The sequence below is a fragment of the Azorhizobium sp. AG788 genome (assembly GCF_943371865.1).
Lineage (GTDB): Bacteria > Pseudomonadota > Alphaproteobacteria > Rhizobiales > Xanthobacteraceae > Azorhizobium.
On record NZ_CALRWL010000046.1, the window covers coordinates 16,762 to 40,964 of the forward strand.

A 24,203-nucleotide genomic window follows, 5' to 3' on the forward strand; every position below is an offset into this window, starting at 1 on the left:
GCCGCGCCGCTCCCCTCTTCTGGAGGCGTCATGGCTCAGGATTCCCATTCCGATCACCCCTCGGCGCCGTCCGGCAGTTGCTGCGGCGGCACAGCGCCCGCGCCCGCGGTCCTCGCGAACGCCCCCGCCCCGCCACCCGTTGCCGATTGCTGCAGCGGCGCCGCGCCGCCGCCGCTCGACCTGTCTTCCAAAGCCACCGACCCGGTGTGCGGGATGCAGGTGGACATCGCCACCGCCAAGCATCACGCCAGCCACGGCGGCAAGACGTTCTATTTCTGCTGCAATGGCTGCAAGACCAAATTCGAGGCCGACCCGGAGGCCCAGCTTGCCAAGGCCAAGGCACGGGAGGAGGCCAAGACCGCCCAGGCGGCTCATGCCCATCATCCCCATGACCACGCCGGCCATGGCCACGGCCCGGCCAGCGGCCTGGCAAAAGACCCGGTCTGCGGCATGGACGTGGACCCCGCCACCGCCAAGCATCGAACCGAACATGACGGCCAGCCGGTGTTCTTCTGCTCCGCCGGCTGTAAGGTGAAATTCGAGGCCCATCCCGAGCATTATGCCGCCGGCGGCGCCCCGCCCGCTGTGGAGGTGCCCGAAGGCACCGTCTTCACCTGCCCCATGCATCCCGAGATCCGGCAGATCGGCCCCGGCTCCTGCCCCATCTGCGGCATGGGGCTGGAGCCGGACGTGGTGAGCCTGGACGACGGCCCCAATGTGGAACTGGTGGACATGACCCGCCGGTTCTGGATCGCCCTCGCCCTCACCGCCCCGGTGTTCCTGCTGGAGATGGGCAGCCATTTCGCCGGCCTGCATCTGCTGGCGCCGCAACTGTCCAACTATGTGCAGTTCGCCTTGGCGACCCCGGTGGTGCTTTGGGCCGGCGGGCCGTTCTTCGAGCGCGGCTATGCCTCGGTGAAGAGCGGCCATCTCAACATGTTCACGCTGATCGCGCTCGGCACCGGCGTTGCCTTCCTCTACAGCCTCGCCGGCACCTTTGCGCCCGGCCTGTTCCCCGCCGCCCTGCGCGGCCATGGCGATGCGGTACCGGTCTATTTCGAGGCCGCGGCGGTGATCACCGTTCTGGTTCTGCTGGGGCAGGTGCTGGAATTGCGTGCCCGCGACGCCACCTCCGGCGCCATCAAGGCGTTGCTGGGCCTCACCCCGAAGACCGCGCGCCGGATCCGCACCGACGGCAGCGACGAAGACGTCGCCATCGATGACATCCACCCCGGTGACCGGCTGCGGGTGCGACCGGGCGAGAAGGTCGCCGTGGACGGCGTGGTGGAGGACGGCCGCGCGGCGGTGGACGAATCCCTGGTGACGGGCGAGTCCCTCCCTGTCACCAAGACCGCTGGCGCGCCGGTGATTGCCGGCACGCTGGTGCAGTCCGGCGGCTTGGTCATGCGCGCCACCAAGGTCGGCCGCGAGACCTTGCTCGCCCAGATCGTGCAGATGGTGGCCCAGGCCCAGCGCTCGCGGGCACCGATCCAGCGGGTGGCGGATCAGGTGTCCGGCTGGTTCGTGCCGGCGGTACTGGCCGCATCCGTGCTGAGCTTTGCGGTGTGGATGTGGGTGGGCCCGGAGCCTCGTCTCAGCTTCGCGCTGCTGGCGGCGGTTTCGGTAGTCATCATCGCCTGCCCCTGCGCCTTGGGACTTGCCACCCCCATGTCGATCATGGTGGGCGTGGGCCGCGGCGCCCAGGCGGGCATTCTGATCAAGAGCGCCGAAGCGCTGGAGCGCATGGAAAAGGTCGATGTGCTGGTGGTGGACAAGACCGGCACCCTCACCGAAGGCAAGCCCAAGGTGACCACGGTGCGCGCCACGGGCCTGTCCGAGGACGAATTGATCCGCCTCGCCTCCGGCCTGGAGCGGGGCAGCGAGCATCCGCTGGCCACCGCCATCGTGGCTGAGGCCACCGCGCGAGGCCTCGCCCCAGCCGAGGCCAAGGACTTTGAAAGCCCTGCCGGCAAGGGCGTGACCGGCACGGTAGACGGCCGACGGCTGGCCATCGGCAATGCGGCTTTCCTCAATGAGCTGGGCGCCCCCGCCCATGCCTGGACGGCGGAGGCCGAAGCCCTGCGCCAGGAGGGCGCCACCGTGGTGTTCGTTGCTGTGGACGGTGCCACCTCAGGTCTCATCGCCATTGCCGATCCGGTCAAGCCCTCGACGCCAGCGGCGCTGAAGGCCCTGGCGGCGGAAGGGGTGCGGGTGGTGATGCTCACGGGCGATACCCGCACCACGGCGCTGGCGGTGGCCAAGCGGCTGGGGATTGAAGAGGTGGAAGCAGAGGTGCTGCCCGACCGCAAGGCGGACGTGGTGGCCCGGCTGCGGGCCCAGGGCCATGTGGTGGCCATGGCCGGCGATGGCGTCAATGATGCCCCCGCCTTGGCCGCCGCCGACGTGGGCATCGCCATGGGTACCGGCACCGACGTGGCCATGGAAAGCGCAGGCATCACTTTGCTGAAGGGCGATCTGGCGGGGCTAGCCCAGGCGCGGGACCTGTCCCGCGCCACCATGCGCAACATCCGCCGCAGCCTGTTCTTCGCCTTCATCTATAATGCCGCCGGCGTGCCTCTGGCCGCCGGCATCCTCTACCCCACCCTCGGCCTGCTGCTCTCGCCCATGGTGGCGGCGGCAGCCATGTCGCTCTCGTCGGTGAGCGTGATCGCCAACGCTTTGCTGCTGCGGCGCTGGACGCCGCACTAGCCGACGCCGCCGATCTCTGGACGCGGTCCTCAGGCTGGCCCATGCTCCCCGATGGGAGGGGCGCATGGGGGCTGCGCGGGACCGACTGAGAGACACGACGCTCGGCGCCGGACGCATCGCCCGGACCGCCGGCCGCATGGTGCTCGACCTCGCCTTACCCCCCACCTGCATTGCCTGCCGCACCATCGTGAGCACGCCGGGCACGCTGTGCGGCGGGTGCTGGAGCCGCATCGTGCTGGTGGAACGCCCGTTCTGCGAGCGCCTCGGCACCCCATTCCCGTTTGAGGCCGGCGAAGGCCGCGTGTCTGCCGCCGCCGTTGCCGACCCGCCGGCCTATGACCGGGCGCGCGCCGCCACCGTGTTCGGGGACATTTCCCAGGAGCTGGTTCACGGCCTGAAATATGGCGACCGGCTGGACCTGGCGGTGCCCATGGCCCGGATGATGGTGCGGGCCGGGGGCCAGTTGCTGGCCGAGGCGGACATGCTGGTCCCGGTGCCGCTGCACCGCTTCCGCCTGTGGCGGCGGCGCTTCAACCAGGCGGCCATGCTGGCCCGCGCCATTTCCCGCGCCAGCGGGGTCGCGGTGCAGACCGATGCCCTGGTGCGCACCCGGGCGACCCCCTCGCAGGTCTCCCTCAGCCGGGCCGAGCGGCGCGCCAACGTGGCTGGGGCGTTTGCGGTTCCGGCACAGAAGGCCGGGGACATCGCCGGCCGGCGCATTCTCCTGGTGGATGACGTGCTCACCACCGGCGCCACCCTGGATGCCTGCGCCCGCGTCCTGCGCCGGGCGGGGGCAGAGGGGGTAGACGTGCTTACCTTCGCGCGGGTTGTGGATCCGGCCTGACCTGCCTATCATGCGACGCTTTCGTGACGCGAAAAAATGCGTCGCGACGAGGACCCGCATGAAATCCATCGTCATCTACACCAAGAGTTGGTGCCCCTATTGCCACGCGGCCAAAGAGCTGCTGCGGCGTAAGGGATGGACCTTTACGGAGATCGACGTCACCACCGATCCCGCCGGCCAGCAGGCCATGTCCGAGCGCGCCGACGGTCGCACCAGCGTGCCGCAGATCTTCATCGGCGACCATCATGTGGGCGGCTGCGACGACCTTTATGCGCTGGAAGATGCCGGTCGTCTCGACGAATTGATCGCGGCCTGACGCCTGTCCCTGTACGGCTGGAAGATATACCGTCCCGGTGCCACCGTTGTCCGCTGAAAGCGGCGGATGACGTGGCCGGTCATCTCTCTGGTGGGAGCCCCTCGTGATCCGCTATGCGCTGAACTGCGCCCATGGCCACACCTTCGACAGCTGGTTTCCGTCTTCGGAGAGTTTCGAGGCGCAGAAGGCGCGCGGTCTGGTGGCCTGCCCCACCTGCGGCACCGTCGAGGTGGAAAAGGCGATCATGGCGCCTGCGGTCTCACGCACCGACCGGGATCGCTCGGCTCCCGCCGCCGCGCCTGCCGATGCAACGCCGACCCCCGTGGCACTCATGAGCGAGGAGGAACAGACCTTCCGCCGCATGCTGCGGGAGCTGCGCGAGCACGTCACCAAGACTGCCGACTATGTGGGCGATGAGTTCGCCGACCTCGCCCGGCAGATGCATGACGGCGATCTGGAGCATCGCTCCATCTATGGCGAGGCCACGGCGGAAGACATCAAGGCGTTGCGGGACGACGAGGTGGACGTCTTCCCCCTGCCGATCCTGCCCGACGAGCGCAACTGAAGACCGTCCGTCAGCGACGACCGGCCGCCATCATGGCCAGAACCGCCTGAGAGACAGGGGTCGCGCCCGTATTCAGGACTTCGGGCACCTCGAAGTGGTTCTTGCCGAACAGCGTGAAGCGGTTTGCGAGCTTTCCCATGCCCGCCAGCACGGTTGCGAATTCGGTGGCCTGGCGCTGAAACTCCGGGCTTTCCTTGTCGCCGCTCACCACCATCACCGGGCATGCGAGATTGGCCAACTGCCGCATGGGGCTCAGGACGACCACGTCCGCCGGCGTGAGCTTCACATAGGAACTCCTGGCCGAAAGCAGCACGGGATACAGCTCGTACATGCCGCTCATGACGACGCCGCCCTTAATCAGGTCCTGCGGCCCGCCCAACGCTCGCCAGTCGGTGGTCAGCATGACCGCGCTTAAGTGACCGCCAGACGAATGGCCGGACACAAAGATCCTGCCCGGATCGCCACCGAAGCGCGCGATATTGGCGTGGAGCCAGAGCAACGCCCGCCGGCACTGCGCCGCCATCTCCGGCAGGGTCGCCGCGGGAATATTGGCAAAATTCAGCGCCACATAGAGGCAGCCGTTCTGGATGAAGGTCGGCGCCGGCGCAGCAGCATCTTCCTTCTGGAGGCCGCGCCACGCGCCGCCATGGATGAACACCATGACTGGCAGGCCCTTGGCGCCTTCCGGGGCAAAGATGTCGAGGGTTTCCGCCTCGCTCGGCCCATAGCGCTCAGTCTGCGGCGGAAACTGCTTGCGCACGGCGGCACTGTCGGTGGCGTAGCGGGCAATGACCTGGGTGGCGTTGGCGGCCCATTCGCGCTGGTCATAGGCTTGATCCAGCATCTCCTGGGTGTAGCCGAGGAAGACAGGATCGGCCGCGCGCGCAAGGCCGGGCAAGGCCAGCAGGCCCGCAAGAGACATGGTGAACTGCCGACGATCCATGATCACACTCCAGTTATTTTAAGAGTGAAATAACTGGAGTCGCCTGTCAATCGCAGTGGTCCGCGCCCCCCGGCATGGGCGCGCCAGCACAGAAGCCGACCTAGGTGGGCGGGCACGCCACGGTGAAATAATTCACGTCCGTATCCGCCGCCATCCGCCACTCGCCGCGGAACGGATCGAACACCATGCCGGCCAGTTCGCGCACGGTGAATCCGGTGGCGGCCAGGACCGCTTCCAATTCGTCCGGGGTGATGAACTTGTCCCAGCGATGGGTGCCGCGCGGCAGCCAGCGCAGCACATATTCCGCCCCGACAATGGCCAGGGCAAAGCTCTTGGGCGTGCGGTTGAGGGTCGAGAACACCATCAGCCCGGCGGGATCCACCATCTCGGACGCCCGGCGCACGAACAGGCCCACATCGGCCACATGCTCGATGACTTCCAGCGCCAGCACGGCATCGAAGCGCTCGCCCGCATCGGCCAATTCCTCGGCGGTGGAGGCGCGGTAGTCCACGCTCACCCCCGCCTCGGCCGCATGGGCGCGGGCGATCTCGATATTGCCGGGCGCGGGATCGACGCCGACCACCTCCGCCCCCATGCGCGCCAGGGGCTCGCTGAGCAGGCCGCCGCCGCAGCCGATGTCCAGGATGCGCAGGCCCTTCAGGGGCCGCAGGGACCGCGCATCATGACCGAAATGTCGCACCAGCACGTCGCGCACGAAGCCGAGCCGCACCGGATTGATGGCATGGAGCGGGGCCATCTTGCCCTTCGGATCCCACCACTGGGCACCCAAAGCATCGAATCGGGCCACTTCCGCCGGGTCGATGGTCGCGTTCGCCTGCATCTGCGCGTCTCCTGCGGGGAGTAAAAGCTCTACGCCCGCGCCGGGGCCGCAGCAAGGCGAAGGCGCGGGCCGGCGATCAGCTCCGCACCATGCCGACGATGTCCTTCACGTCACGGATGGTCTGGTCGGCAATCACCCGCGCCCGCGCCGCGCCATCCCCGAGGATGGCATCGATGGCGGAGACGTCATCCATCAGCCGCTTCATCTCGCCGCCGATGGGGCCGAGCTTGGCCACCGCGAGATCCACCAGCGCCATCTTGAAGGTGGAGAACTGGCCGCCGCCATATTGGCCGAGCACCGCCTGCTTGGTGCTATCGGACAGGGCCGCATAGATGCCCACCAGATTGTCCGCCTCGGGCCGGGCCTTCAGGCCCTCTTCCTCGGAGGGGAGCGGCTCGGGATCGGTCTTGGCCTTGCGCACCTTGGAGGCGATGGCGTCGGCGTCGTCGGTCAGATTGATGCGCGAGAGATCGGAGGCATCCGACTTGGACATCTTCTTGGAGCCGTCGCGCAGGCTCATGACCCGCGTGGCCGGGCCGGCGATCAGCGGCTCGGTCAGTGGGAAATAGCCCTCACCATGCCCCTGTTCGGCGATGGAGGGGCCAAAATCCACGTTGAACTTCTGGGCGATGTCGCGGGTCAGTTCCAGGTGCTGCTTCTGGTCCTCGCCCACCGGCACGTGAGTGGCGCGATAGAGCAGGATGTCGGCGGCCATCAGGCTGGGATAGGCGAACAGGCCCAGCGAGACGTTCTCGCGGTCCTTGCCGGCCTTCTCCTTGAACTGGGTCATGCGGTTGAGCCAGCCCATCCGGGCAACGCAGTTGAACACCCACGCCAGTTCCGCGTGGCCGGACACTTGGCTCTGATTGAACACGATATGCGCCTTGGGGTCGATGCCGCAGGCGATGAAGGCGGCCGTGACCTCGCGGGTGTGGCGCTTCAGCTCTGCGGGATCCTGCCACACGGTGATCGCATGCAGATCCACCACGCAATAGATGCAGTCATGGCTGTCCTGCAGGGCCACGAAGCGCTTGATGGCCCCGAGATAGTTGCCGAGATGCAGATTGCCCGTGGGCTGAACCCCGGAGAACACGCGTTCCGCGACCGCCGCCATGGCGACCTCCTCACAGGCGGCGCCGCCGCGCCGCCGAACCTTGATGGGAAGCGGCCCCGCCGGGCCCGCTTGAAAGATGAGGCCGCGTCATGCCACGCCGCCGCCGCCCGGCGCAAGGGTGCTGCGCCCACGCGCCGCGCGCCTCAGGCGATCGGCGCCAGGAAATCCAGGATCGCCTGCTGCGACGCGGTATCCCAGAGCAGCGGGGCATGCCCCTGGTCCGGCACCGTATGGATGGCAAGTCCGGGGTGGTGCGCGGCCATCTGCGCCACGGTGCCCTCGGACAGGATGTCGGAGCGGCCGCCATGGATAACCATTGTCGGCACATCCGCCAGCGTATCGAAGGCCGGCCACAGGTCCGGCTGGGGCTTGGCGGGGTCGAACGCATTGAAGGCCTCCTCCAGCGCGGCGTCATAGGCGAGGCGCGGACGACCGCCGTCATCCCGGTAGATCTGCCGGGCATAGCGCTCCCACTGGTCGCCGGTGAGTGCCGGAAACAGGAAGCCCTGCGCCGCTTTCAGCTCTGCCACCAATGCCGGCCAGGTATCGGGAATCGGCCGCCCCACATAGCCGGCAATGCGCGCCAGCCCTGCGGTCTCGATCACCGGGCCGATGTCGTTGAAGATGGCGCCCGCGAACAGATCCGCCCGCGCCAAAGCCTGCGCCAGCATGAGCATGACCAGTCCGCCGCGGGAGGTGCCCAGGAACACGGCGCGGGTGATGTCGAGGCGGGACAGGCCCAGCAGCGTGTCGCGCGCCTCCTGCAGGGGATTGTAGCTGGCCACCGGGCCATAGGCCGAGCCGCCACGGCCGCGAAAGTCGAACCCCACCACCCAGCGCGGGCGCGTGGGGTGATCGGCCAGCGCCTGTGCTAAAGCGTCGAAATCCCGCGAATTGCGGGTGAGCCCTGGCAACAGGACCACGGGCGGCGTCGATTGCGGCTCCCCCCACATGCGGCCGAACAGGGCCAGCCCGTCATCACTGGGATAGGCGAAGAAATGCGGCTCGCTCATGTGTCCCCCGTCGGCGCGAGCGATCGCGCCTCATGCTGTGTTCTGTGGCTTCGCGCCGGATTGGCGCCGCAGCCCAAGCACGCAGCCGCCATAGGCCACAAGGCCCACTCCCACCAGCGCGGCCAGCCGCACGGCCGCCGCCAGCGTCGGCTCGGCGGAGCCGGGCCAGAGCCAGGCCAATCCCCCCACCGCCACCGCCATCAAAGCGGTGCCCCCCAGCAGGGTCCGCAGGTGTCGGCCCGTGGCCGCATCGAATGACAACAGGCGATGCCCCGCCAGCAGCATGGTCATGGTTGCGGCACTCACCGTAGCGGAGACGGCGATGGCGCAGGCCGCTGCCACCGGCCCGAGCCCGAGGCCGAGCCCGATGGCGAGAGCGAGGCAATTGGCCAGAGACGTCAGGGCGATCTTCTCCACCGGCCGGGTCAGGCCATGGGACAAAGCGGTGGCGGCGAGCACCCGCTCCGCCCCCTGGGCGGGCAAGCTGAAGGCCAGCGCCGTCAGCAGCCAGCCAGTGGCGTGGGCATCCGCAGCGGTGAAGCCGCCGCGCTGGTACAGCACGCTGACGATGGGTTCGGCCAATAGCGCCAAGCCCGCTGCCGCCGGAAGTGCTAGGGCCAGAGCCGCCAGCAGCGCGCCGGTGGCCTCCCGGCCTGCGGTTCGCCCGCCCGCGGCCAGCAGCGGCACCAGCACCGCGCCGGCGCTGGCCCCCACCAGGCCCAACGGCAGATCCACCAGCCGCTGGGCATAGTTGAGCGCCGACACGCTGCCGGGATCGCTCGACACCACAGCGGCGACGATGAGCAGGCGCAGTTGCGACAGGCCCGCGAACAACAGCGCGGGGGCGCTGGCCCGCAGCACCGCTCGCGCCGCCGACCAGTCCGGCGTCGTGACGCACGGCCAGGCGGGATTTCCGCGCGCGGCCAGCATCATCAGCGCCAATTGGGCGACGCCCGCCAGCACGGTGGCGATGGCCATGGCCCGCGCCGTCTGGGCGGTGCCGATCCAGCCTTCCAGCACCAGCCAAACAATGGCCCCCAGCACCACCAGATTGGCCAGGATGGGGGCGAGCGCCGGCAAGGCGACGCGATGGCCGGCATTGGCAATGCCGCCATAGACCGCCGCCGCGCCCGCCAGGGGAAGATAGAGCAGCGCGATCCGCCCGCATTGCACGGCCAGATCGGCGCGTTCGCCGCCGACTTCGAAGCCGGGCGCCAGGAGGGTGATCAACGCCGGCATGAACACGGCGCCGATTCCGGCGAGGGCAACAAGTGCGGCACAGAGCAAGAGAAGCGTTCCACCGGCGACCGCGCGGGGGCGCGCACCGGCTTCGCCGCCGGGGGCGGCAGCGCGGCTGAGAGCCGGGATCAGGGCGGCGTTGAAGGCGCCCTCGGCCAGCAGCCGTCGGGCCAGCAAGGGCAAGGCAAGGGCGGCCATCAGGGCATCGGCCAACGGCCCCGCGCCGAGGATAGCTGCGGTGCCGGCATCGCGGGCGAACCCCAGCACGCGGGAGCCCAGCGTCGCCGCCGTGACAATGGACGCGCGCCCGAGAGGGGAAGGGGAAGGCATGGCCCATCCGCTGAGAGGAGGAGCGGTTATGGCAAGGCGCGGGGCACCTGTCCATGTGGCGCCTCGGGGACGAGCTGTTGTCGCAGCGTGTTGTTCGCAACGTCTCGGTGCAAGACGATCGCACTTGGCCACCACGCGACCCGCAAACGCAGGCTCGGACGCACGCGCTCACGGCGATGAACACCTCAGGACAGCAAAATGCCCGCCGAGGCGGGCATTTTGTCTCTGTCAGGACGCCTCGGGCAAGGCGCTCAATCAGCGCTCGCCTGGTCTCAGGCCTGCGGCTGCGGCTCGACGCTGCCGGCGGAGTCGCCCGGACGGGGGCGGTTCTTGCCGGCGGTGGGAACCGTGGGGCCACGGGGATTGGCCGGCTCGATCACCGTGTCGCGCACCGGCGGCTTGCCGTCGAGCAGATCCACGATCTCGTCGCCGCTCAGGGTCTCATATTCCAGCAGGCCGCGGGCCAGGGCTTCCAGGGATTCGCGCTTCTCGGAGAGAATGCGCTTGGCCTCGATATAGCCCTCGTCCACCAGACGGCGGACTTCCTTGTCGATGGTCTGCGCGGTGGCTTCCGACACGCTCTGGGTGCGGCCCATGGACATGCCCAGGAACACTTCGTCCTGATTGTCACCATAGGCCACCTGGCCCAGTTCGTCGGAGAAGCCCCAGCGCGTCACCATCATCTTGGCCAGGCGCGTGGCCTGCTCGATGTCGGATGCGGCGCCGGAGGTGACCTTGTCATGGCCGAAGATCAGCTCTTCCGCCACGCGCCCGCCCATCATGATGGCGAGGCGCGAGGTCATCTGCTCGTAAGACATGCTCAGCTTGTCCCGCTCGGGCAGCTGCATGACCATGCCCAGCGCGCGACCGCGGGGAATGATGGTCGCCTTGTGCACCGGATCGGTGGCCGGCACCGAGAGCGCCACGATGGCATGGCCGCCTTCGTGATAGGCGGTCAGCATCTTCTCTTCCTCGGTCATGACCAGCGAGCGGCGTTCCGCCCCCATCATGACCTTGTCCTTGGCGTCCTCGAAGTCCGACATGGTGACCATGCGCTTGTTGCGCCGGGCCGCCATGAGCGCGGATTCGTTGCAGAGATTGGCCAGATCCGCACCGGAGAAGCCGGGGGTGCCACGGGCGATCACCTTCAGGTTCACGTCCGGGGCGATGGGGATCTTGCGGGCATGCACCTTCAGGATCTGCTCGCGACCCACCACGTCCGGGTTCGGCACCACCACCTGACGGTCGAAGCGGCCGGGACGCAGCAGGGCGGGATCGAGCACGTCGGGACGGTTGGTGGCGGCGATGAGGATGATGCCCTCGTTCGCCTCGAAGCCATCCATCTCCACCAGCAACTGGTTGAGGGTCTGCTCGCGCTCGTCATTACCGCCGCCGAGGCCGGCGCCACGGTGCCGACCCACGGCGTCGATTTCGTCGATGAAGATGATGCAAGGCGCATTCTTCTTCGCCTGCTCGAACATGTCGCGCACGCGGCTGGCGCCGACGCCCACGAACATTTCCACGAAGTCCGAGCCGGAGATGGTGAAGAACGGCACGTTGGCCTCACCCGCAATGGCGCGGGCCAGCAACGTCTTACCGGTACCGGGAGGGCCCACCAGCAGCACGCCGCGGGGGATGCGGCCGCCGAGGCGCTGGAACTTCTGCGGATCGCGCAGGAAGTCCACGATCTCGGTGAGGTCGCTCTTGGCCTCGTCAATGCCGGCCACGTCCTCGAAGGTGACGCGGCCATGCGCTTCAGTGAGGAGCTTGGCGCGGCTCTTGCCGAAGCCCATGGCCTTGCCGCCGGCGCCCTGCATCTGGCGCGACAGGAAGATCCACACGCCGATCAGAGCCAGGAACGGCAGCCAGGACACCAGCAGGCTGACGAACCACGGCACATTATCCGAGGGCGCCCGGGCAGTGATGGACACGCCCTTGCCATACAGGCGCTGCACCAGCGACGGATCGTTGGGCGCATAGGTCTGGAACTGGCGACCGTCGGTGAACGCCCCTGAGATATTGGGGCCCTCGATCACGACGTCCCGCACCCGGCCCTGGTCGACATCCGACAGGAGCTGGGAGAACGATATATCGTTCGCGCTGCTGCGCTGTCCCGGGCTCTGGAAGAGCGAGAACAGGGCCAGCAGAAGCAGGACGATGATAACCCAAAGGGCGAAATTGCGTAGGTTGGCGTTCATTGGTCCCTCATGGGGCGCCGCGTCACGTCGTCGATGGAGGTCAAATGGGCAAATCTGCCCCGTCCTCGCGCCGATGGTCCCGCTGCGTCCGACTGTAATCTAGGGGTCGCCCCCCTCCTTGCCAAGGACGAGCGCACGCAGAACCTCTGAATTTACTGCGAGGCCCTCCACCCCAACCTGCCTCGGTGGTGCTGTAGCAATACCGATATAGCCTTGCTTGAGGGTGACCAAAGCCCCTGCGAGGGTTCGCCGCAGGCGTGCCCCTTCCCCATGGGCACAGACGATGGCGCCATGCAGACGCTCCGCCTTGCCCAATTCCACGGCACCCTCGCTGGCCTTGGCGGTGAGCGCCCGCACCAGCAGGCGCAGCCCGATTTCCTCGGGCAAGGCAAAAAAAGGCGCACAATCCAGCCGGATCTCAGCACCCTCGCCCCAGCGACCGAGGCCCACACGGGCCTGAGCGGCGTCGACCGCCACTTCCAGTGCGGCATCCGCCCGTGCGGCGCGGCGCGCCAGCAGGGCGAGGCGCTCCGCATCGAGCCCCTCGTTCTCCAGAACCGGCGCCAGGGCCCGCAGACGCGGACGGGCAAATTTCGGGTCGGCATTGCTCGGATCACGCACGAACGGCGTCTCGGAGGCCTCCAGCGTCGCCACCAGACGGGCCTTGGGCACATCGAGGAACGGACGCAGCACCGTGAGGCCGTTGCGCCGGGTCATGGGACGCATGGCGGCAAGCCCGCCGATGCCCGAGCCGCGGCACAAGCGGAACAGCACGGTCTCGGCCTGATCGTCCAGGGTATGGGCAAGCGCCAGGGCGCTGACCCTGTTCTCCCGCGCGAAGGCTCGCAGCAGGGCAAAGCGCTCGTCGCGGGCCGCCTCCTGCACACCGTTCCGCGGTTTGGGACCGCGCCACGGCAGAATGACGTGGGGAATTCCCAGGCGATAGCACAGCTCCCCCACCGCGGCGGCCTCCGCGGCGGACTCGGGGCGCAGGCCATGGTCCACGGTCGCCACCAGGAAACCCGGCCCGTCCAGCAATCCGTAGCGCCATGTGCGCGCCAGAAGCAGCAAGGCGGTGGAGTCGGGGCCGCCGGAGACGCCGATCAGGATCCGGTCATAGCTGAGGAAGCTGGAAAACAACCCCTCCAGTTCGGGGGCATCGATCGGCTCCCGGCCGGCGCGCTCAGCAGCCGGCACGTTTCTGCTCGCGCTCGACGGACTGCCGGACCGAGGACGCCGCCCGGGGGAACTTGCGGTCCACCTCGCCAAAGGTGGCGCACGCGGCCTCGCGCTCGTTCAGCGCTGCAAGGGATTGGCCGAGACGCAACAAGGCTTCCGGCGCGCGGGTTGAATTGGGGAATTTGGTGGAGACCTGCAGGAACAGCTCAGCGGCGTCCTTGTAGGTCTGCCGCTGATAGAAGCTCTCCCCCAGCATATAGGTGGCATCTGCCGTCAGGCGATCACCGGGATAGGTCTGGAGAAACTGCCGCAAGGTCTGTTCGGCACCGGCGTAGTCCTGCCGCTGCACCTGATTGAGGCCGAGGTCATACATGTCCTTGGGCCCTGCCGAAGGCGGCACGGCCACGGGCTGCGCGCCCGGTCGCTGGGCCGCCGCATTGATATCAAGCGGGGCGCCCACGGGTCGCGGGGGCGCGACGGCGGCGCTGTTGGGCGACCCCAGCGGCTGCGGCGCGCCGGGGGCCGTGGGATCCTCATTGGGGTCGAATGCATCGGATCGCCGCCCCGTCGCTGGCGCGGCAGGCGGCACAACCGTCGGGCGGGGCGCCACCATGGGCACGCCGACCTGCGTGCCGGAGCGCGCGTTGAGCTGCTGCTCCAGCTGCTGATTGCGATACTGCAGTTGCTCCACCTGCCCGGTCAGCTGGCGCAGCTGGTTTTCCATGCGGTCCATCCGCAGCACCAGTTCGCTCTGCTGGTTGGCAACGCCATCGTTCTGCACCGGCGCCGGTGGCTTGAAGATGTCGCCGAACAAGCCGCCGGACTGCTGCGCGGCGGCAGGGGCAGCCAGCAGCGCGGCGCAGGCGGCCGCCAGAAGCAACATCTTAGCAGTGTGGCGTTTCATGGCGCCAATCTTAAACAAACGAACGGGCAAGTACATCGTCAGGGCCTCGCAAGCGGGGCACCTTAGGCGGGGGATCGCGTCCAAAGTGTGACCCCGACACCACCGTTGCAGCCCTTGAAACGCAAGAACCGGCGCCCTTTGGGCGCCGGCTCGAGAGGTACGTTAATAACACGCCCCGAAGGGCCTGCCGATCAGCTGCCGGCGGGATTGAGCACCGTCACCGCGCGGCGGTTCTGCGACCAGCACGAGATGTCGTTACACACCGCCACCGGGCGCTCCTTGCCGTAGGAGATGGTGCGCATGCGCGCCGGATCGATGCCGCGCGACACCAGATAGTCGCGCACATTCTGTGCCCGGCGGGCGCCGAGGGCGATGTTGTATTCGCGGGTGCCGCGCTCGTCCGCATGGCCTTCGATGGTGAAGGTATAGCGGGCATATTGCTGCAGCCACTGCGCCTGACGGTCCAGGATCGCGCGGCCCTCCGGGGACACGTCGGTCTGGTCGGTGTCGAAGAACACCCGGTCACCGATCGACACCACGAACTCCTGCGGCGAACCGGGAGGTCCGCCGGCGCCACCGACGCCACCGGCGGCATTCGGATCGGGCGTATTGGCGCAGGCCGCCAGAGCGAGAACCACGCCGAACAGGGCGGCGAACCGGAAGCCGCGCGCAAAACCAAAACCAAGCATTCCGGTGTCTCCTTAACTTCAGCCCGGACAATGTTTCTAGAGCCGGACCCCATCGCTGCGATGTGAGCGTCCCGCCCTCATGAAAGAAGAGAACGACTCAGTGAGCAGCATTTGTTGCAAGCTCATCGGTTCGTGCTCTAGCAGCCGCTTGGTTAAGCGGAGGTTCCGCCCGCCCTCGCGGCTTCCCTGCAAGCCGGATCGCGCTGCGCATCCCGCTCACTACTGTGTTTTATGGTTTCCGAATCCTGAAGGCCGCAGCCGCCGCGCGCCTCGCACGCCGACGCGCCCGGAGGACGCGGATGGCCCGACACAGCAACGCTGCGTTCGGGACGCCCCAGCAGTGGGCGGGGGCCATGGCGTCATCAAGGCAAAGATGTGGGAATGCGGCGGCACTCTGCGCCGGGGGAAAGCCGGCGCGCGGCGAGCCGGACTATCTCACTGATCTGAATAGATAAAACCGCAAATGCAGCCCGAACCCCAAGGCGCAGGTCGCGGCGCTTTCAGCCCGCCGCGACTTTTATGCAACACCGATTGCGCAGGATCAGGAGCGCAACGGCGACCAAGCCGGGTCCGACGCATAGCTGGGGGTGGGAACCCGCTGCTCATTATAGCCGGTAACGTCGATGGTGAAGAGGTTCGGCCCCGCGGCGCCTGGCGGATCGCGGAAGAACATGATCACCCGCCCGTTGGGAGCGAAGGTCGGCCCTTCGTTATGATAGCCCTCGGTCAGCACCCGCTCCCCGGAGCCATCGGGCTTCATGACGCCGATGGCGAACTTGCCTTCGGACTGCCGGGTGAAGGCGATGACGTCGCCTCGGGGCGACCAGACCGGCGTCGAATAGCGCGCATTGCCGAACGAAACCCGCTTCGCGCCGGAGCCGTCCGCATTCATGATGTAGATCTGCGAGGAGCCGCCGCGATCGCTCTCGAAGCAGATCTGCCGGCCGTCCGGCGAATAGCATGGGGCGGTGTCGATGGCCGGGGCGTCGGTGAGGCGCGTGGTGGTCTTGGACCGCAGATCCATGACGAAGATGTTGGAATTGCTGCCCTGCTGCAGGCTCATGATCACCCGCTGCCCGTCGGGGGAGAAGCGGGGCGAGAAGCTCATGCCGGGGAAATTGCCGACAATCTCCCGCTGACCGGTCTCGATGTTGAGCAGATAGACCCGCGGGTCCGACTGCCCATAGGACATGTAAGTGATTTCCTGGCTGGTCGGGGAGAAGCGCGGCGTGAGCACCAGCGCGTCGCCGCGGGTCAGGTAGGTCACATTGGCGCCGTCCTGGTCCATGATGGCCAGGCGCTTCACCCGCTTGTCCTTGGTGCCGCTCTCATCCACGAACACGATGCGGGTATCGAAATAGCCCTTCTCGCCGGTGAGCCGCTCATAGATCGCATCGGCGATGATATGCGCCACCCGCCGCCAGTTCTCCGGCTGGGTGAAATATTGCTGGCCCATGAGCTGCTGGCCGGCGAACACGTCCCACAGGCGGAACTCCGCCTTCAGGCGCCCGTCGCTCTGGCGCGTGACGCGGCCGGTGACGAGACCCTGGGCGTTGATCACCCGCCAGTCCTGGAACCGCGGCGCCACATCCGGATTGGTGATGTTCTCCACGAACGCCTTGGGATCGATGGGCGCGAACAGGCCGGAGCGCTTCAGATCTGCGGCGATGACGCCGCTGACCGCCCGCCCCTGGTCGCCTTCACCGAGGAAGTCGGTGATGGCGATGGGGATCGGCTGCGGCGTGCCGGAGGTGATTTCCAGCTTGAGCGCGGCACTGGCGGGACCCGCCAGCAGCGAGGCCCCGGCCAAGGCGCCGCCCCCGATCATCACGGCGCGCCGCGAGATCCCGTCGCGGCCGGGAGAACACTCAGACATCTCGCGGGAAAGATCGATCATTGGGTTCTTCTCGTTTGATCCGAGCGGCCGAGCATGTCTCTCAGGCTGAAGCCCAGCTCGATGTCCTTCCAGACATTGTATTTGTTGGCCGGAAGGAAGCTGTAGGGCGCGCATCGGATGATGGCTCGCAAAGCGCTGTCGGCGAAGGCGGGGCCGTAGGGCGAGGAGGCGGGCGTCACGCCCGCCAGCAGCGGCTGGACCGCCAGGGAACCGTCCGGCTTGAACGACACGCTCACGGCCGCGCGCAGGTCGCTGGCCTCGGACGCGCCGGCCGGAGGGCTCCAGCAGGATTGGATGCGGGCGCGCAGCGCGTCGATCTCGCTCTGGCTCAGGGTTTGCGCCTCCCCGCGGGGCGCGCCCAGCGAGGCGGTCTGCGAGACGGCCTGGTCCGCGGCAGCGTTGCGCTGCGGCGTCCGCTTGTCCAGCAGCGCTGCGATCTTGTCATAGTCGAGTTTCTGGTCCGGCTTGGCGTCGGCCGTGGTCTTGGGCGGATCCAGCGGCGGCGGCGCCGGCTTCTTGGGCGGCAGCGGCGGGGGCGGCGGCGGGGTCACCTTCGCCTCCTGCTTCTGGTCTTCCTTCTTGGGATCGGCTTTGAGCGCCTCGTCGGCCTTCGGCTCCACCTTGGGCTCGGGCGGGCGCTCGGCTTTGGGCGGGGTCGGTGCAGGCTTGGGATCTTCCACCTTCGGCGTCGGCGGCGTCGGCTTGGCGTCTTCCGGCTTCGGCGTGGGGGTGGGCGGCGGCGGGGGAGGCGGTGGCGGCGGCTGGGTGGCCGGCTCCACTTCTGCCTTTTCCGACACTTTGAGGTTGGGATCGTTCACGGGCTTGGGCGCATCGACCTTTTCCGCGACCAGTTTCTTGGTCTCGGTCTTCTTGCCTTTTTCATTGCCCTTGGTCATCTGCGACAGTTCGGAGGCCGAGATCACGTCCACATTGATCGACTCAGGGGGAGGCGCGTCAAAGGGGCTCGGCGCCGCGAAGGACACCAAGGCCAGGACGATGACGCCCCCATGGACGAGGGTCGATGCGGTTAGCCCGGCGCGCATCCTGATCGCTCTCAGCTTCCTTGCTCCACCTCGGTCACCAGGGCCACCTTCTTGAAGCCCGCCGCCGAGAGGCGGCCCATGACCTGCATCACCGTGCCGTAATTCACCGTCTTGTCGCCACGCACGAAAATGCGCTCGTCAAAGCCGTTCTTGGAAATCGCCTGGAGCTTGGCCACCAGGTCGTCGATCTTGATCTCGGTGTCCTGCAGGAAGATCTGCCCCTTCCCGTTCACCGAGAGGGTCAAGGGATCCTTGTCCTGGTTCACCGACTTGGCCTGGGTCTGCGGCAGGTCGAGGGGCACCCCCACGGTCAGCATGGGCGCTGCCACCATGAACACGATCAGCAGCACCAACATGACGTCCACCATGGGCGTCACGTTGATTTCCGCCATGACGGAGGTGCGGCCACGCCGACGCGACCGCCGGCTCTGCCATCCGCCTCCCAATCCGCCTCCCATGCCCATGATGCGCCCTCAGCCCCGTTCGTCGATCTGCCGCGACAGGATCGCCGAGAACTCATCGGCGAAGCCTTCGAGGCGCTGGGCCTGGCGCCCGGCCTGGGAGATGAACTTGTTGTAGAAGATGGTCGCGGGAATGGCCGCAATGAGGCCCATGGCGGTCGCGAACAAGGCTTCCGCGATGCCCGGCGCCACAACCGCGAGGTTGGTATTCTTGGACGCGGCGATGGCCTGGAACGAGGTCATGATGCCCCACACCGTGCCGAACAGGCCGACGAACGGCCCCGCCGAGCCCACGGTGGCCAGCACCAGCAGCTTGTTCTCCAACCGCTCCACCTCGCGGGAAATGGTGACGTCCATCACCTTCTCGATGCGCTGATTGAGGCCGGTCAACGACTTGGCGCCGCCCTCATAGGTGCGCTTCCACTCGCGCATGGCGGCGACGAAGATGGCCGCCATGGCCTCGTTCGGGCGTCCCGACAGTGAGCGGTAGAGATCTTCCAGGCTCTGGCCGGACCAGAACACCTGCTCGAACCGGTCCATCTCCTTGCGGGTGCGGCTGTAGAGCAGGGTCTTGTCGATGATGATCGCCCACACCCAGATGGACGAGGCCACCAGGCCGATCATCACCAGCTTGACGACGAAATGTGCCTGCAAAAACAAGCCGATGAGCGAGATGTTGACGTTCGGCGCCGGCAGCGCCGCTGCGCCCACGTCCGATTGCGCCCATGCGCTCGACGCCCCCAGCACGAGCAGGGTTGCCAGCGTCGGAATCCATTTCTTCATCGACGCCCCCGCGCCCGGATGGCTGGTTTCATCTTCAATCCTCGGCTGGCAGGCCGCGCGATGGCAAAAAGCGCGCGAGGCCTCGACCCGTGTGGAAAAGCCCCGCCGCCGCTCTTTCCAGGCGGACTCTGTCCAAACTTGGGCGACGGACCGCGACGCAGCATGCCGCGTCGCTCCGCTACCTTCGCTCCATTAAGCTTAAGGGAGCGTTAGCGCTGCGGTGCAACAGCGCTTTCCAGCACGGCGGCATCCTCCAGCGTCGCCTTCCGCAGCGCATCAGGGATGCGCTTGGCGCGACCCTGGGACACGAAGGCAACCCGCACCAATGCTGACACCAGCACCTCCTCGCCCCGGTTCACCGACTGCGCCAGAGTGATGGAGGCGCCCGCCACATCCTTGGACAAAGTGATGACTTCCAACACATCGTCGATGCGCGCGGGCTTCTTGAAGTCCAGTTGCATGGAGCGCACGACGAAGTGAAAGCCAGGGGCCTCGGCGGCGGCTTCGGCGAACAGGTCGCCCTGCACCACGCCCAGCAGGCGCATATAGTCGGAGCGGCCGCGCTCCATGAATTTCAGATAGTTGGCGTGATAGACGATGCCGGAGAAATCGGTGTCCTCGTAATAGACCCGCAACGCCAAGGCATGGCCGCCGGGAATGAGCCGGCCGGCCAGATGCGGATGGGCTTCGCGCTCTCCCGGCACAATGGCGCGCTCACCGGACAGGTCAGTCTTCATGCGAAATCCTTGAATTCATCTGGGCTGCGACAGCGCAATGCTGCGAAGCCGGCTTCCGCTCATCGCCCTCAGCTTCAGCCAACGAAACATGCGGCGGGTTCAGCGCCGCGATCACGTCAATCTCATGGCCACGATCGGGGCTAATCGCCCTCGTCGAACAGCGGCAGGGACGCCGACGGACGCTGCGGTTCGGGCAAGCCGAGATGGCGGAAGGCCCCGGCGGTGAGCATCCGCCCGCGCGGCGTGCGCTGGATGAAGCCTTGTTGCACCAGGTATGGCTCCACAATTTCCTCGATGGCATCCCGTGGCTCAGACAAAGCGGCGGCCAATGTCTCGACGCCCACCGGCCCGCCGGCATAATGCTCAGCGATCACAGAGAGATAGCGCCGGTCCATGGCGTCCAGACCCGCCGCGTCGACGTCCAGCGCCAGCAGCGCCCGGTCAGCGATCTTGCGGTCGATGGCGGCGCTCCCCGCCACCAGAGCGAAGTCCCTGACCCGCCTCAGCAATCGCCCGGCGATGCGCGGCGTGCCGCGGGCGCGCCGCGCGATCTCCCGCGCCCCGTCCGGCACGATGCCGATGCCTAATACGCGCGCGCCGCGGGTAACAATATATTCCAGCTCTTCCAGCGTATAGAACACAAGGCGTACCGGAATACCAAAACGGTCCCGCAGCGGCGTGGTGAGCAGGCCGGATCGGGTGGTCGCGCCCACCAGAGTAAACTTGGGCAGCGAGATCTTCACCGAGCGCGCCGCCGGCCCCTCGCCGATCACCAGATCCAGCTCGTAATCCTCCATGGCCGGATAGAGGATCTCCTCCACCTGGGGGGCGAGGCGGTGGATCTCGTCGATGAAGAGCACGTCGCGCTCTTCCAGATTGGTGAGGATGGCGGCCAGATCCCCGGCCTTGGCGATCACCGGCCCGGAGGTGGAGCGGAAGCCCACCCCCATCTCGCGGGCCATGATCTGCGCCAGGGTGGTCTTGCCCAGGCCCGGCGGGCCGACGAACAGCACATGGTCCAGCGCCTCGCCCCGGGCGCGGGCGGCCTGGATGAACACCTCCAGATTGGAGCGCGCCTGGGCCTGCCCGACGAAATCAGCGAGGCGTTGCGGACGAAGTGTCGCATCCGCCTCGTCCTCGGACCGGGGTTCGGCAGCTATCAAACGAGGTGTCATGGGGCCTTGTGCCATCGCGAGTCGGCAGATTCTAGCCCCTTCCCCGCATCAGGGCCACGCGCGATGCGCCGGAAGGGCCGGGATCACGCCAGCGCGGCGCCCAGATGCGCCTGCCAGTGGGCGAGCCGCGCCTTCAACTGCCGCCCGCGCAGATAGGCGCTCTCCTCCTCCGCCAGGGTTTCCAGCACCTCCAGCACAAAGCCCTCGGCCCCATGGGCCTGCCAGGCCTGCTGCAGGACGCAGTTGGGATGCCCGCCATGGCGCAGGCTGAACCACACCCGGTTGGCGATGCCGTCCAGATTGGCCGCCTGCCCCACCCACACCGCGTCCGCTGCCGGGCAGCGGACGGCATAGATGCCGGCGCGGACCTTGCGTTCCTTGTAGGCGGCGATGGCCGCCCGTCGGTCGATCTGCTGCATCGGTCGGTGTCCTGTGCGGTGGGGCTGGGCATGGCCCGATAAGTTTTACCCGGATATAATTTGCTTTCGCATATTCATCCGGGTAAAACCAGCCCAACTTTTCAGGAGACCGGCCCGTGACCCCACCCGCCAATGCCACCTTCACCGTGTTCCAGGGCTTCCAGCGCCGCGCCGCCGGCCCGCTGCTGGAGGCGGCGCTGGCCGTTCGGGCGGCGAACGCCGCCGGCGCGCTGGAGACGCTGCTGGTGTTTGACGACGCCACCGGCAAGGTGGTGGACCTGGATCTGCGCGGCACGGACGCGGACATCGCCGCCCGCCTCGCCCCGCCCGGCTCCGATCCGGCATCCGTGGAGGCAGACCTTGCCCCCCGCCCGCGCGGCCGGCCGAAACTGGGCGTGGTGGCGCGGGAGATCACCTTGCTGCCGCGCCATTGGGACTGGCTGGCCGCCCAGCCGGGCGGCGCCTCGGTGGTGCTGCGGCGCCTGGTGGACGAGGCCCGCCGCGCCGGAGCCTCGCCGCAGCAGGCCCGTGCGGCGCGGGAGGCGGCCTATGCCTTCATGTCCGCCCTCGCCGGCAACCTGCCGGAGTTTGAAGAGGCCAGCCGCGCTTTGTTCGCCGCCGACCGCGCCGGGCTGGAGGCGCGCATGGCCGCATGGCCGCAGGATGTGCGGGCCTATGCGCTGCGCCTGGTGGATGGCCCATCCGCGTCCAGCGAGACGATGGGGGGTCCACAATGACGCCCGCTGCGGCCGAACCCCGCTATCTGGAGCCGACCCTGGCGGCCGGGCGCGCCTTCGCCGCCCGGCCGGCACGGGGCGTGGTGATGCTGAACCTGCTGCGCTTCCGCCCCATGGCCGATTATGCGGACGTCCCGCTGCTGGCGCCGGACGTCCCGATCACCGGCGCGCAGGCCTATGAGCGCTATATCGCGCACACCCTGCCCTATTTGCACGCCAGCGGCGGCGAGGTGCTGTTTCGCGGTGCCGGCGACACCTTCCTGATCGGCCCCGACACCGAGCGCTGGGACGAGGCGCTGCTGGTGCGGCAGGCCTCGAGCGAAGCCTTCCTCGCCTTTGCCCAGGATGCCGCTTACCTCGCCGGCCTCGGGCATCGCCGCGCCGCTTTGGAGGATTCCCGGCTGCTGCCCTTGCTGGAGCAGCCTATTTCGCCAGTTCGCGCAGCCCGAGGCGGATGAGGGTCTCGGCGGTGGCGCCCTCCCCGGCGCTGCGGGCCGCCGTGGCAATGGCCGCGTGGGCCTGCGGCATGGCATAGCCCAGGTTCATCAAGGCCGACACTGCATCGGCGGCAGGCCCACCCGCCGCGTCGGCGGCATCGATATCCGCCGCCAGCCGCGCCAGGCTGGGGTCCGCCGCGGTGAAGCTGGGCATTTTATCCTTCAGCTCGGTGACGATGCGGGTGGCCACCCGTGGCCCCACCCCCGGCGCCCGCGCCAATGCCGCCTTGTCGCCCAGCGCCACCGCATGGGCGATTTCCGACGGCTTGAGGGTGGAGAGAATGGCCAAGGCGGTCTTGGTGCCGATGCCCTGGATGCCCTGGAGCAGGCGGAACCACTCCCGCTCGCTTTCGGCAAAGAAGCCGAACAGGCGGATCTGGTCTTCCCGCACATGGGTCTCGATCAGCAGCACCGCCGCCTCGCCCGCCCTGGGCAGGGCCTGGAGCGTGCGGCCCGAGCAATGCACCACATAGCCGACGCCGTGCACGTCGAGGACCACATGATCCTCGAAGACACTGTCCACCACGCCCTTCAGTTTTCCGATCATGTCATCTCATCCGCGCCGGGCTCAGCCCAGCAATGCCCAAAGGAAAACCAGAGTGGCCAGCAGGCCGAGGCCGGTGCGCACCATATGCAGCTGGCCCCAGATGGCGATCAGGTGGGCGCTTTCCGCCCCCGCCTGCGCCGGCGCCAGGGCCAGCAATTTGCGATTTGTGGGCATGATGCCGATCAGGGTGAAGGGCCAATTGGCCAGCATCAGCACGGCGCCGGCCAAAAAGTGCCAGCGGCCGGAGAGCGCGAACGCCGCCGCGCCCAACACAAAGCCCAGCGCCGCCAGGGTGGCCTGCATGGCGAACCCGCGCTGATAGGACGGCTTCCATTGGGCCAGCATCGGCCCGGCCCCCAGTTGCAGCCGCGCCGGCTGCTCGGCCACATTGATATAGAAGGCCGCGCCGGCGAACATGGCCGCGTCCACCAGGGCAAGCTGACCCCACAGCATGTCGTTCCCCTTCCCCATCCCGCCCGGCAGCGCGCCGCGCCCGTGCCATCCTACAGCGCGGCTCGCCGCAGCGCAGCGGCACCGCGGTGATGGGCGTGGGTAATGGCGACCGCGAGCGCATCTGCCGCATCCTCGGTCTTGGGGGTCGCCTTGGGCAGCAGCACGCCGATCATCATGCGGATCTGCGCCTTTTCCGCCCGCCCGGCGCCCACCACGGTCTTCTTCACCAGCAGCGGCGCATATTCCGCCACCGAAAGACCGGCCTGGGCCGGGGCCAGCATCACCACGCCGCGCGCCTGCCCCAGCTTCAGGGTGGAGGCGGGATTCATATTGACGAAGGTCTCCTCCACCGCCGCTTCCTCCGGCGCGTGCAGCGTCAGCACCTCCATCAGCCCCCGGTGCAGGATGGCGAGGCGCTCGGCCATGGGCGCGCCCTCGGGCGGGAGAATGGTGCCGCAGGCGATATAAGACAGCCGCGAGCCCTCGGCCTCGATGACGCCCCAGCCGGTGCGGCGCAGGCCCGGGTCCAGCCCGATGATGCGAATCAAACGTGAAGTCATGGCGCCAACC

General features: G+C 67.9%; 25 protein-coding genes. 6 read left to right on the plus strand and 19 right to left on the minus strand.

Annotated features, from left to right (window positions below; translation table 11 throughout):
* The first annotated feature begins 30 nt into the window (after positions 1-30).
* The 4 genes from AAG816_RS21310 (at position 31) to AAG816_RS21325 (ending at position 4,434) form a co-directional block, all read left to right on the plus strand.
* The gene (locus AAG816_RS21310) at positions 31-2,709 is read left to right on the plus strand and encodes a heavy metal translocating P-type ATPase (RefSeq protein WP_341991698.1); all 2,679 of its coding nucleotides are present in this window, start codon (positions 31-33) and stop codon (positions 2,707-2,709) included.
* A gap of 64 nt (positions 2,710-2,773) precedes the next feature.
* Positions 2,774-3,553, plus strand: coding sequence for a ComF family protein (locus tag AAG816_RS21315; protein WP_341991699.1), 780 nt, complete (start codon positions 2,774-2,776; stop codon positions 3,551-3,553).
* A gap of 58 nt (positions 3,554-3,611) precedes the next feature.
* Positions 3,612-3,869 (plus strand): glutaredoxin 3, encoded by a 258-nt coding sequence (gene grxC, locus AAG816_RS21320; RefSeq protein ID WP_341991700.1) that lies wholly within the window; start codon positions 3,612-3,614, stop codon positions 3,867-3,869.
* 103 nt (positions 3,870-3,972) lie between these two features.
* Positions 3,973-4,434, plus strand: a complete 462-nt coding sequence (locus tag AAG816_RS21325) for a DUF1178 family protein (RefSeq protein ID WP_341991701.1) — start codon at positions 3,973-3,975, stop codon at positions 4,432-4,434.
* A 10-nt stretch (positions 4,435-4,444) separates the two neighbouring features.
* Here the strand turns inward: AAG816_RS21325 and AAG816_RS21330 are convergent, their stop codons facing one another.
* The 16 genes from AAG816_RS21330 to AAG816_RS21405 all read right to left on the minus strand — a co-directional run bounded on the left by AAG816_RS21330 (position 4,445) and on the right by AAG816_RS21405 (position 21,399).
* Entirely contained in the window at positions 4,445-5,377 is a 933-nt protein-coding gene (locus AAG816_RS21330) for an alpha/beta hydrolase (RefSeq protein ID WP_341991702.1), read from the minus strand.
* Between the two features lie 100 nt (positions 5,378-5,477).
* Positions 5,478-6,218, minus strand: a complete 741-nt coding sequence (ubiG, locus tag AAG816_RS21335; RefSeq protein WP_341991703.1) for a bifunctional 2-polyprenyl-6-hydroxyphenol methylase/3-demethylubiquinol 3-O-methyltransferase UbiG — start codon at positions 6,216-6,218, stop codon at positions 5,478-5,480.
* 76 nt (positions 6,219-6,294) lie between these two features.
* On the minus strand, positions 6,295-7,332 hold the full coding sequence (gene trpS / locus AAG816_RS21340) for a tryptophan--tRNA ligase (RefSeq protein ID WP_341991704.1): 1,038 nt from the start codon (positions 7,330-7,332) through the stop codon (positions 6,295-6,297).
* Positions 7,333-7,475: 143 nt separating this feature from the next.
* On the minus strand, positions 7,476-8,345 hold the full coding sequence (locus AAG816_RS21345) for an alpha/beta hydrolase (RefSeq protein ID WP_341991705.1): 870 nt from the start codon (positions 8,343-8,345) through the stop codon (positions 7,476-7,478).
* A 30-nt stretch (positions 8,346-8,375) separates the two neighbouring features.
* Positions 8,376-9,914 carry a lipid II flippase MurJ gene (locus AAG816_RS21350; RefSeq protein ID WP_341991706.1) on the minus strand — a complete coding sequence of 513 codons (1,539 nt, stop codon included), beginning with the start codon at positions 9,912-9,914 and terminating at the stop codon, positions 8,376-8,378.
* Positions 9,915-10,186: 272 nt separating this feature from the next.
* Complete coding sequence (gene ftsH / locus AAG816_RS21355; RefSeq protein WP_341991707.1) at positions 10,187-12,112, minus strand: ATP-dependent zinc metalloprotease FtsH; 1,926 nt, start codon at positions 12,110-12,112, stop codon at positions 10,187-10,189.
* A 99-nt stretch (positions 12,113-12,211) separates the two neighbouring features.
* Positions 12,212-13,309, minus strand: a complete 1,098-nt coding sequence (tilS, locus tag AAG816_RS21360; RefSeq protein ID WP_341991708.1) for a tRNA lysidine(34) synthetase TilS — start codon at positions 13,307-13,309, stop codon at positions 12,212-12,214.
* Complete coding sequence (gene ybgF, locus AAG816_RS21365) at positions 13,296-14,195, minus strand: tol-pal system protein YbgF (protein ID WP_341991709.1); 900 nt, start codon at positions 14,193-14,195, stop codon at positions 13,296-13,298. Before ybgF ends, tilS begins: the two co-directional genes overlap by 14 nt.
* Before the next feature lie 191 nt (positions 14,196-14,386).
* On the minus strand, positions 14,387-14,884 hold the full coding sequence (pal, locus tag AAG816_RS21370) for a peptidoglycan-associated lipoprotein Pal (RefSeq protein WP_341991710.1): 498 nt from the start codon (positions 14,882-14,884) through the stop codon (positions 14,387-14,389).
* Positions 14,885-15,425: 541 nt separating this feature from the next.
* Complete coding sequence (tolB, locus tag AAG816_RS21375) at positions 15,426-16,760, minus strand: Tol-Pal system beta propeller repeat protein TolB (RefSeq protein WP_341991732.1); 1,335 nt, start codon at positions 16,758-16,760, stop codon at positions 15,426-15,428.
* Between the two features lie 17 nt (positions 16,761-16,777).
* Complete coding sequence (locus AAG816_RS21380; protein WP_341991711.1) at positions 16,778-17,824, minus strand: cell envelope biogenesis protein TolA; 1,047 nt, start codon at positions 17,822-17,824, stop codon at positions 16,778-16,780.
* Positions 17,825-17,835: 11 nt separating this feature from the next.
* Positions 17,836-18,288, minus strand: a complete 453-nt coding sequence (gene tolR, locus AAG816_RS21385) for a protein TolR (protein WP_341991712.1) — start codon at positions 18,286-18,288, stop codon at positions 17,836-17,838.
* Between the two features lie 9 nt (positions 18,289-18,297).
* Entirely contained in the window at positions 18,298-19,068 is a 771-nt protein-coding gene (gene tolQ, locus AAG816_RS21390) for a protein TolQ (protein WP_341991713.1), read from the minus strand.
* 209 nt (positions 19,069-19,277) lie between these two features.
* Positions 19,278-19,805 (minus strand): tol-pal system-associated acyl-CoA thioesterase, encoded by a 528-nt coding sequence (gene ybgC / locus AAG816_RS21395; protein WP_341991714.1) that lies wholly within the window; start codon positions 19,803-19,805, stop codon positions 19,278-19,280.
* 140 nt (positions 19,806-19,945) lie between these two features.
* Positions 19,946-20,980: a Holliday junction branch migration DNA helicase RuvB gene (gene ruvB, locus AAG816_RS21400; protein ID WP_341991715.1), complete on the minus strand. Its 1,035-nt coding sequence runs from the start codon at positions 20,978-20,980 to the stop codon at positions 19,946-19,948.
* A gap of 83 nt (positions 20,981-21,063) precedes the next feature.
* The gene (locus AAG816_RS21405) at positions 21,064-21,399 is read right to left on the minus strand and encodes a GIY-YIG nuclease family protein (protein ID WP_341991716.1); all 336 of its coding nucleotides are present in this window, start codon (positions 21,397-21,399) and stop codon (positions 21,064-21,066) included.
* A 116-nt stretch (positions 21,400-21,515) separates the two neighbouring features.
* On the opposite strand from AAG816_RS21405, the gene AAG816_RS21410 reads away from it, so the two are divergent.
* Positions 21,516-22,136, plus strand: coding sequence for a DUF2239 family protein (locus AAG816_RS21410; RefSeq protein ID WP_341991717.1), 621 nt, complete (start codon positions 21,516-21,518; stop codon positions 22,134-22,136).
* Positions 22,133-22,594, plus strand: a complete 462-nt coding sequence (locus AAG816_RS21415) for a DUF1330 domain-containing protein (RefSeq protein ID WP_341991718.1) — start codon at positions 22,133-22,135, stop codon at positions 22,592-22,594. Before AAG816_RS21410 ends, AAG816_RS21415 begins: the two co-directional genes overlap by 4 nt.
* On the opposite strand, the gene ruvA is transcribed toward AAG816_RS21415, so the two are convergent.
* Genes ruvA through ruvC form a run of 3 tightly spaced genes read right to left on the minus strand, consistent with a single transcriptional unit; the run spans position 22,560 to position 24,193 of the window.
* A complete protein-coding gene (ruvA, locus tag AAG816_RS21420) occupies positions 22,560-23,180 on the minus strand; it encodes a Holliday junction branch migration protein RuvA (protein ID WP_341991719.1) in 621 nt (206 codons plus the stop codon). The genes AAG816_RS21415 and ruvA overlap by 35 nt on opposite strands.
* Positions 23,181-23,201: 21 nt before the next feature.
* On the minus strand, positions 23,202-23,633 hold the full coding sequence (locus tag AAG816_RS21425) for a DUF1772 domain-containing protein (protein ID WP_341991720.1): 432 nt from the start codon (positions 23,631-23,633) through the stop codon (positions 23,202-23,204).
* 50 nt (positions 23,634-23,683) lie between these two features.
* The gene (gene ruvC / locus AAG816_RS21430; protein WP_341991721.1) at positions 23,684-24,193 is read right to left on the minus strand and encodes a crossover junction endodeoxyribonuclease RuvC; all 510 of its coding nucleotides are present in this window, start codon (positions 24,191-24,193) and stop codon (positions 23,684-23,686) included.
* Between the last annotated feature and the right edge of the window lie 10 nt (positions 24,194-24,203).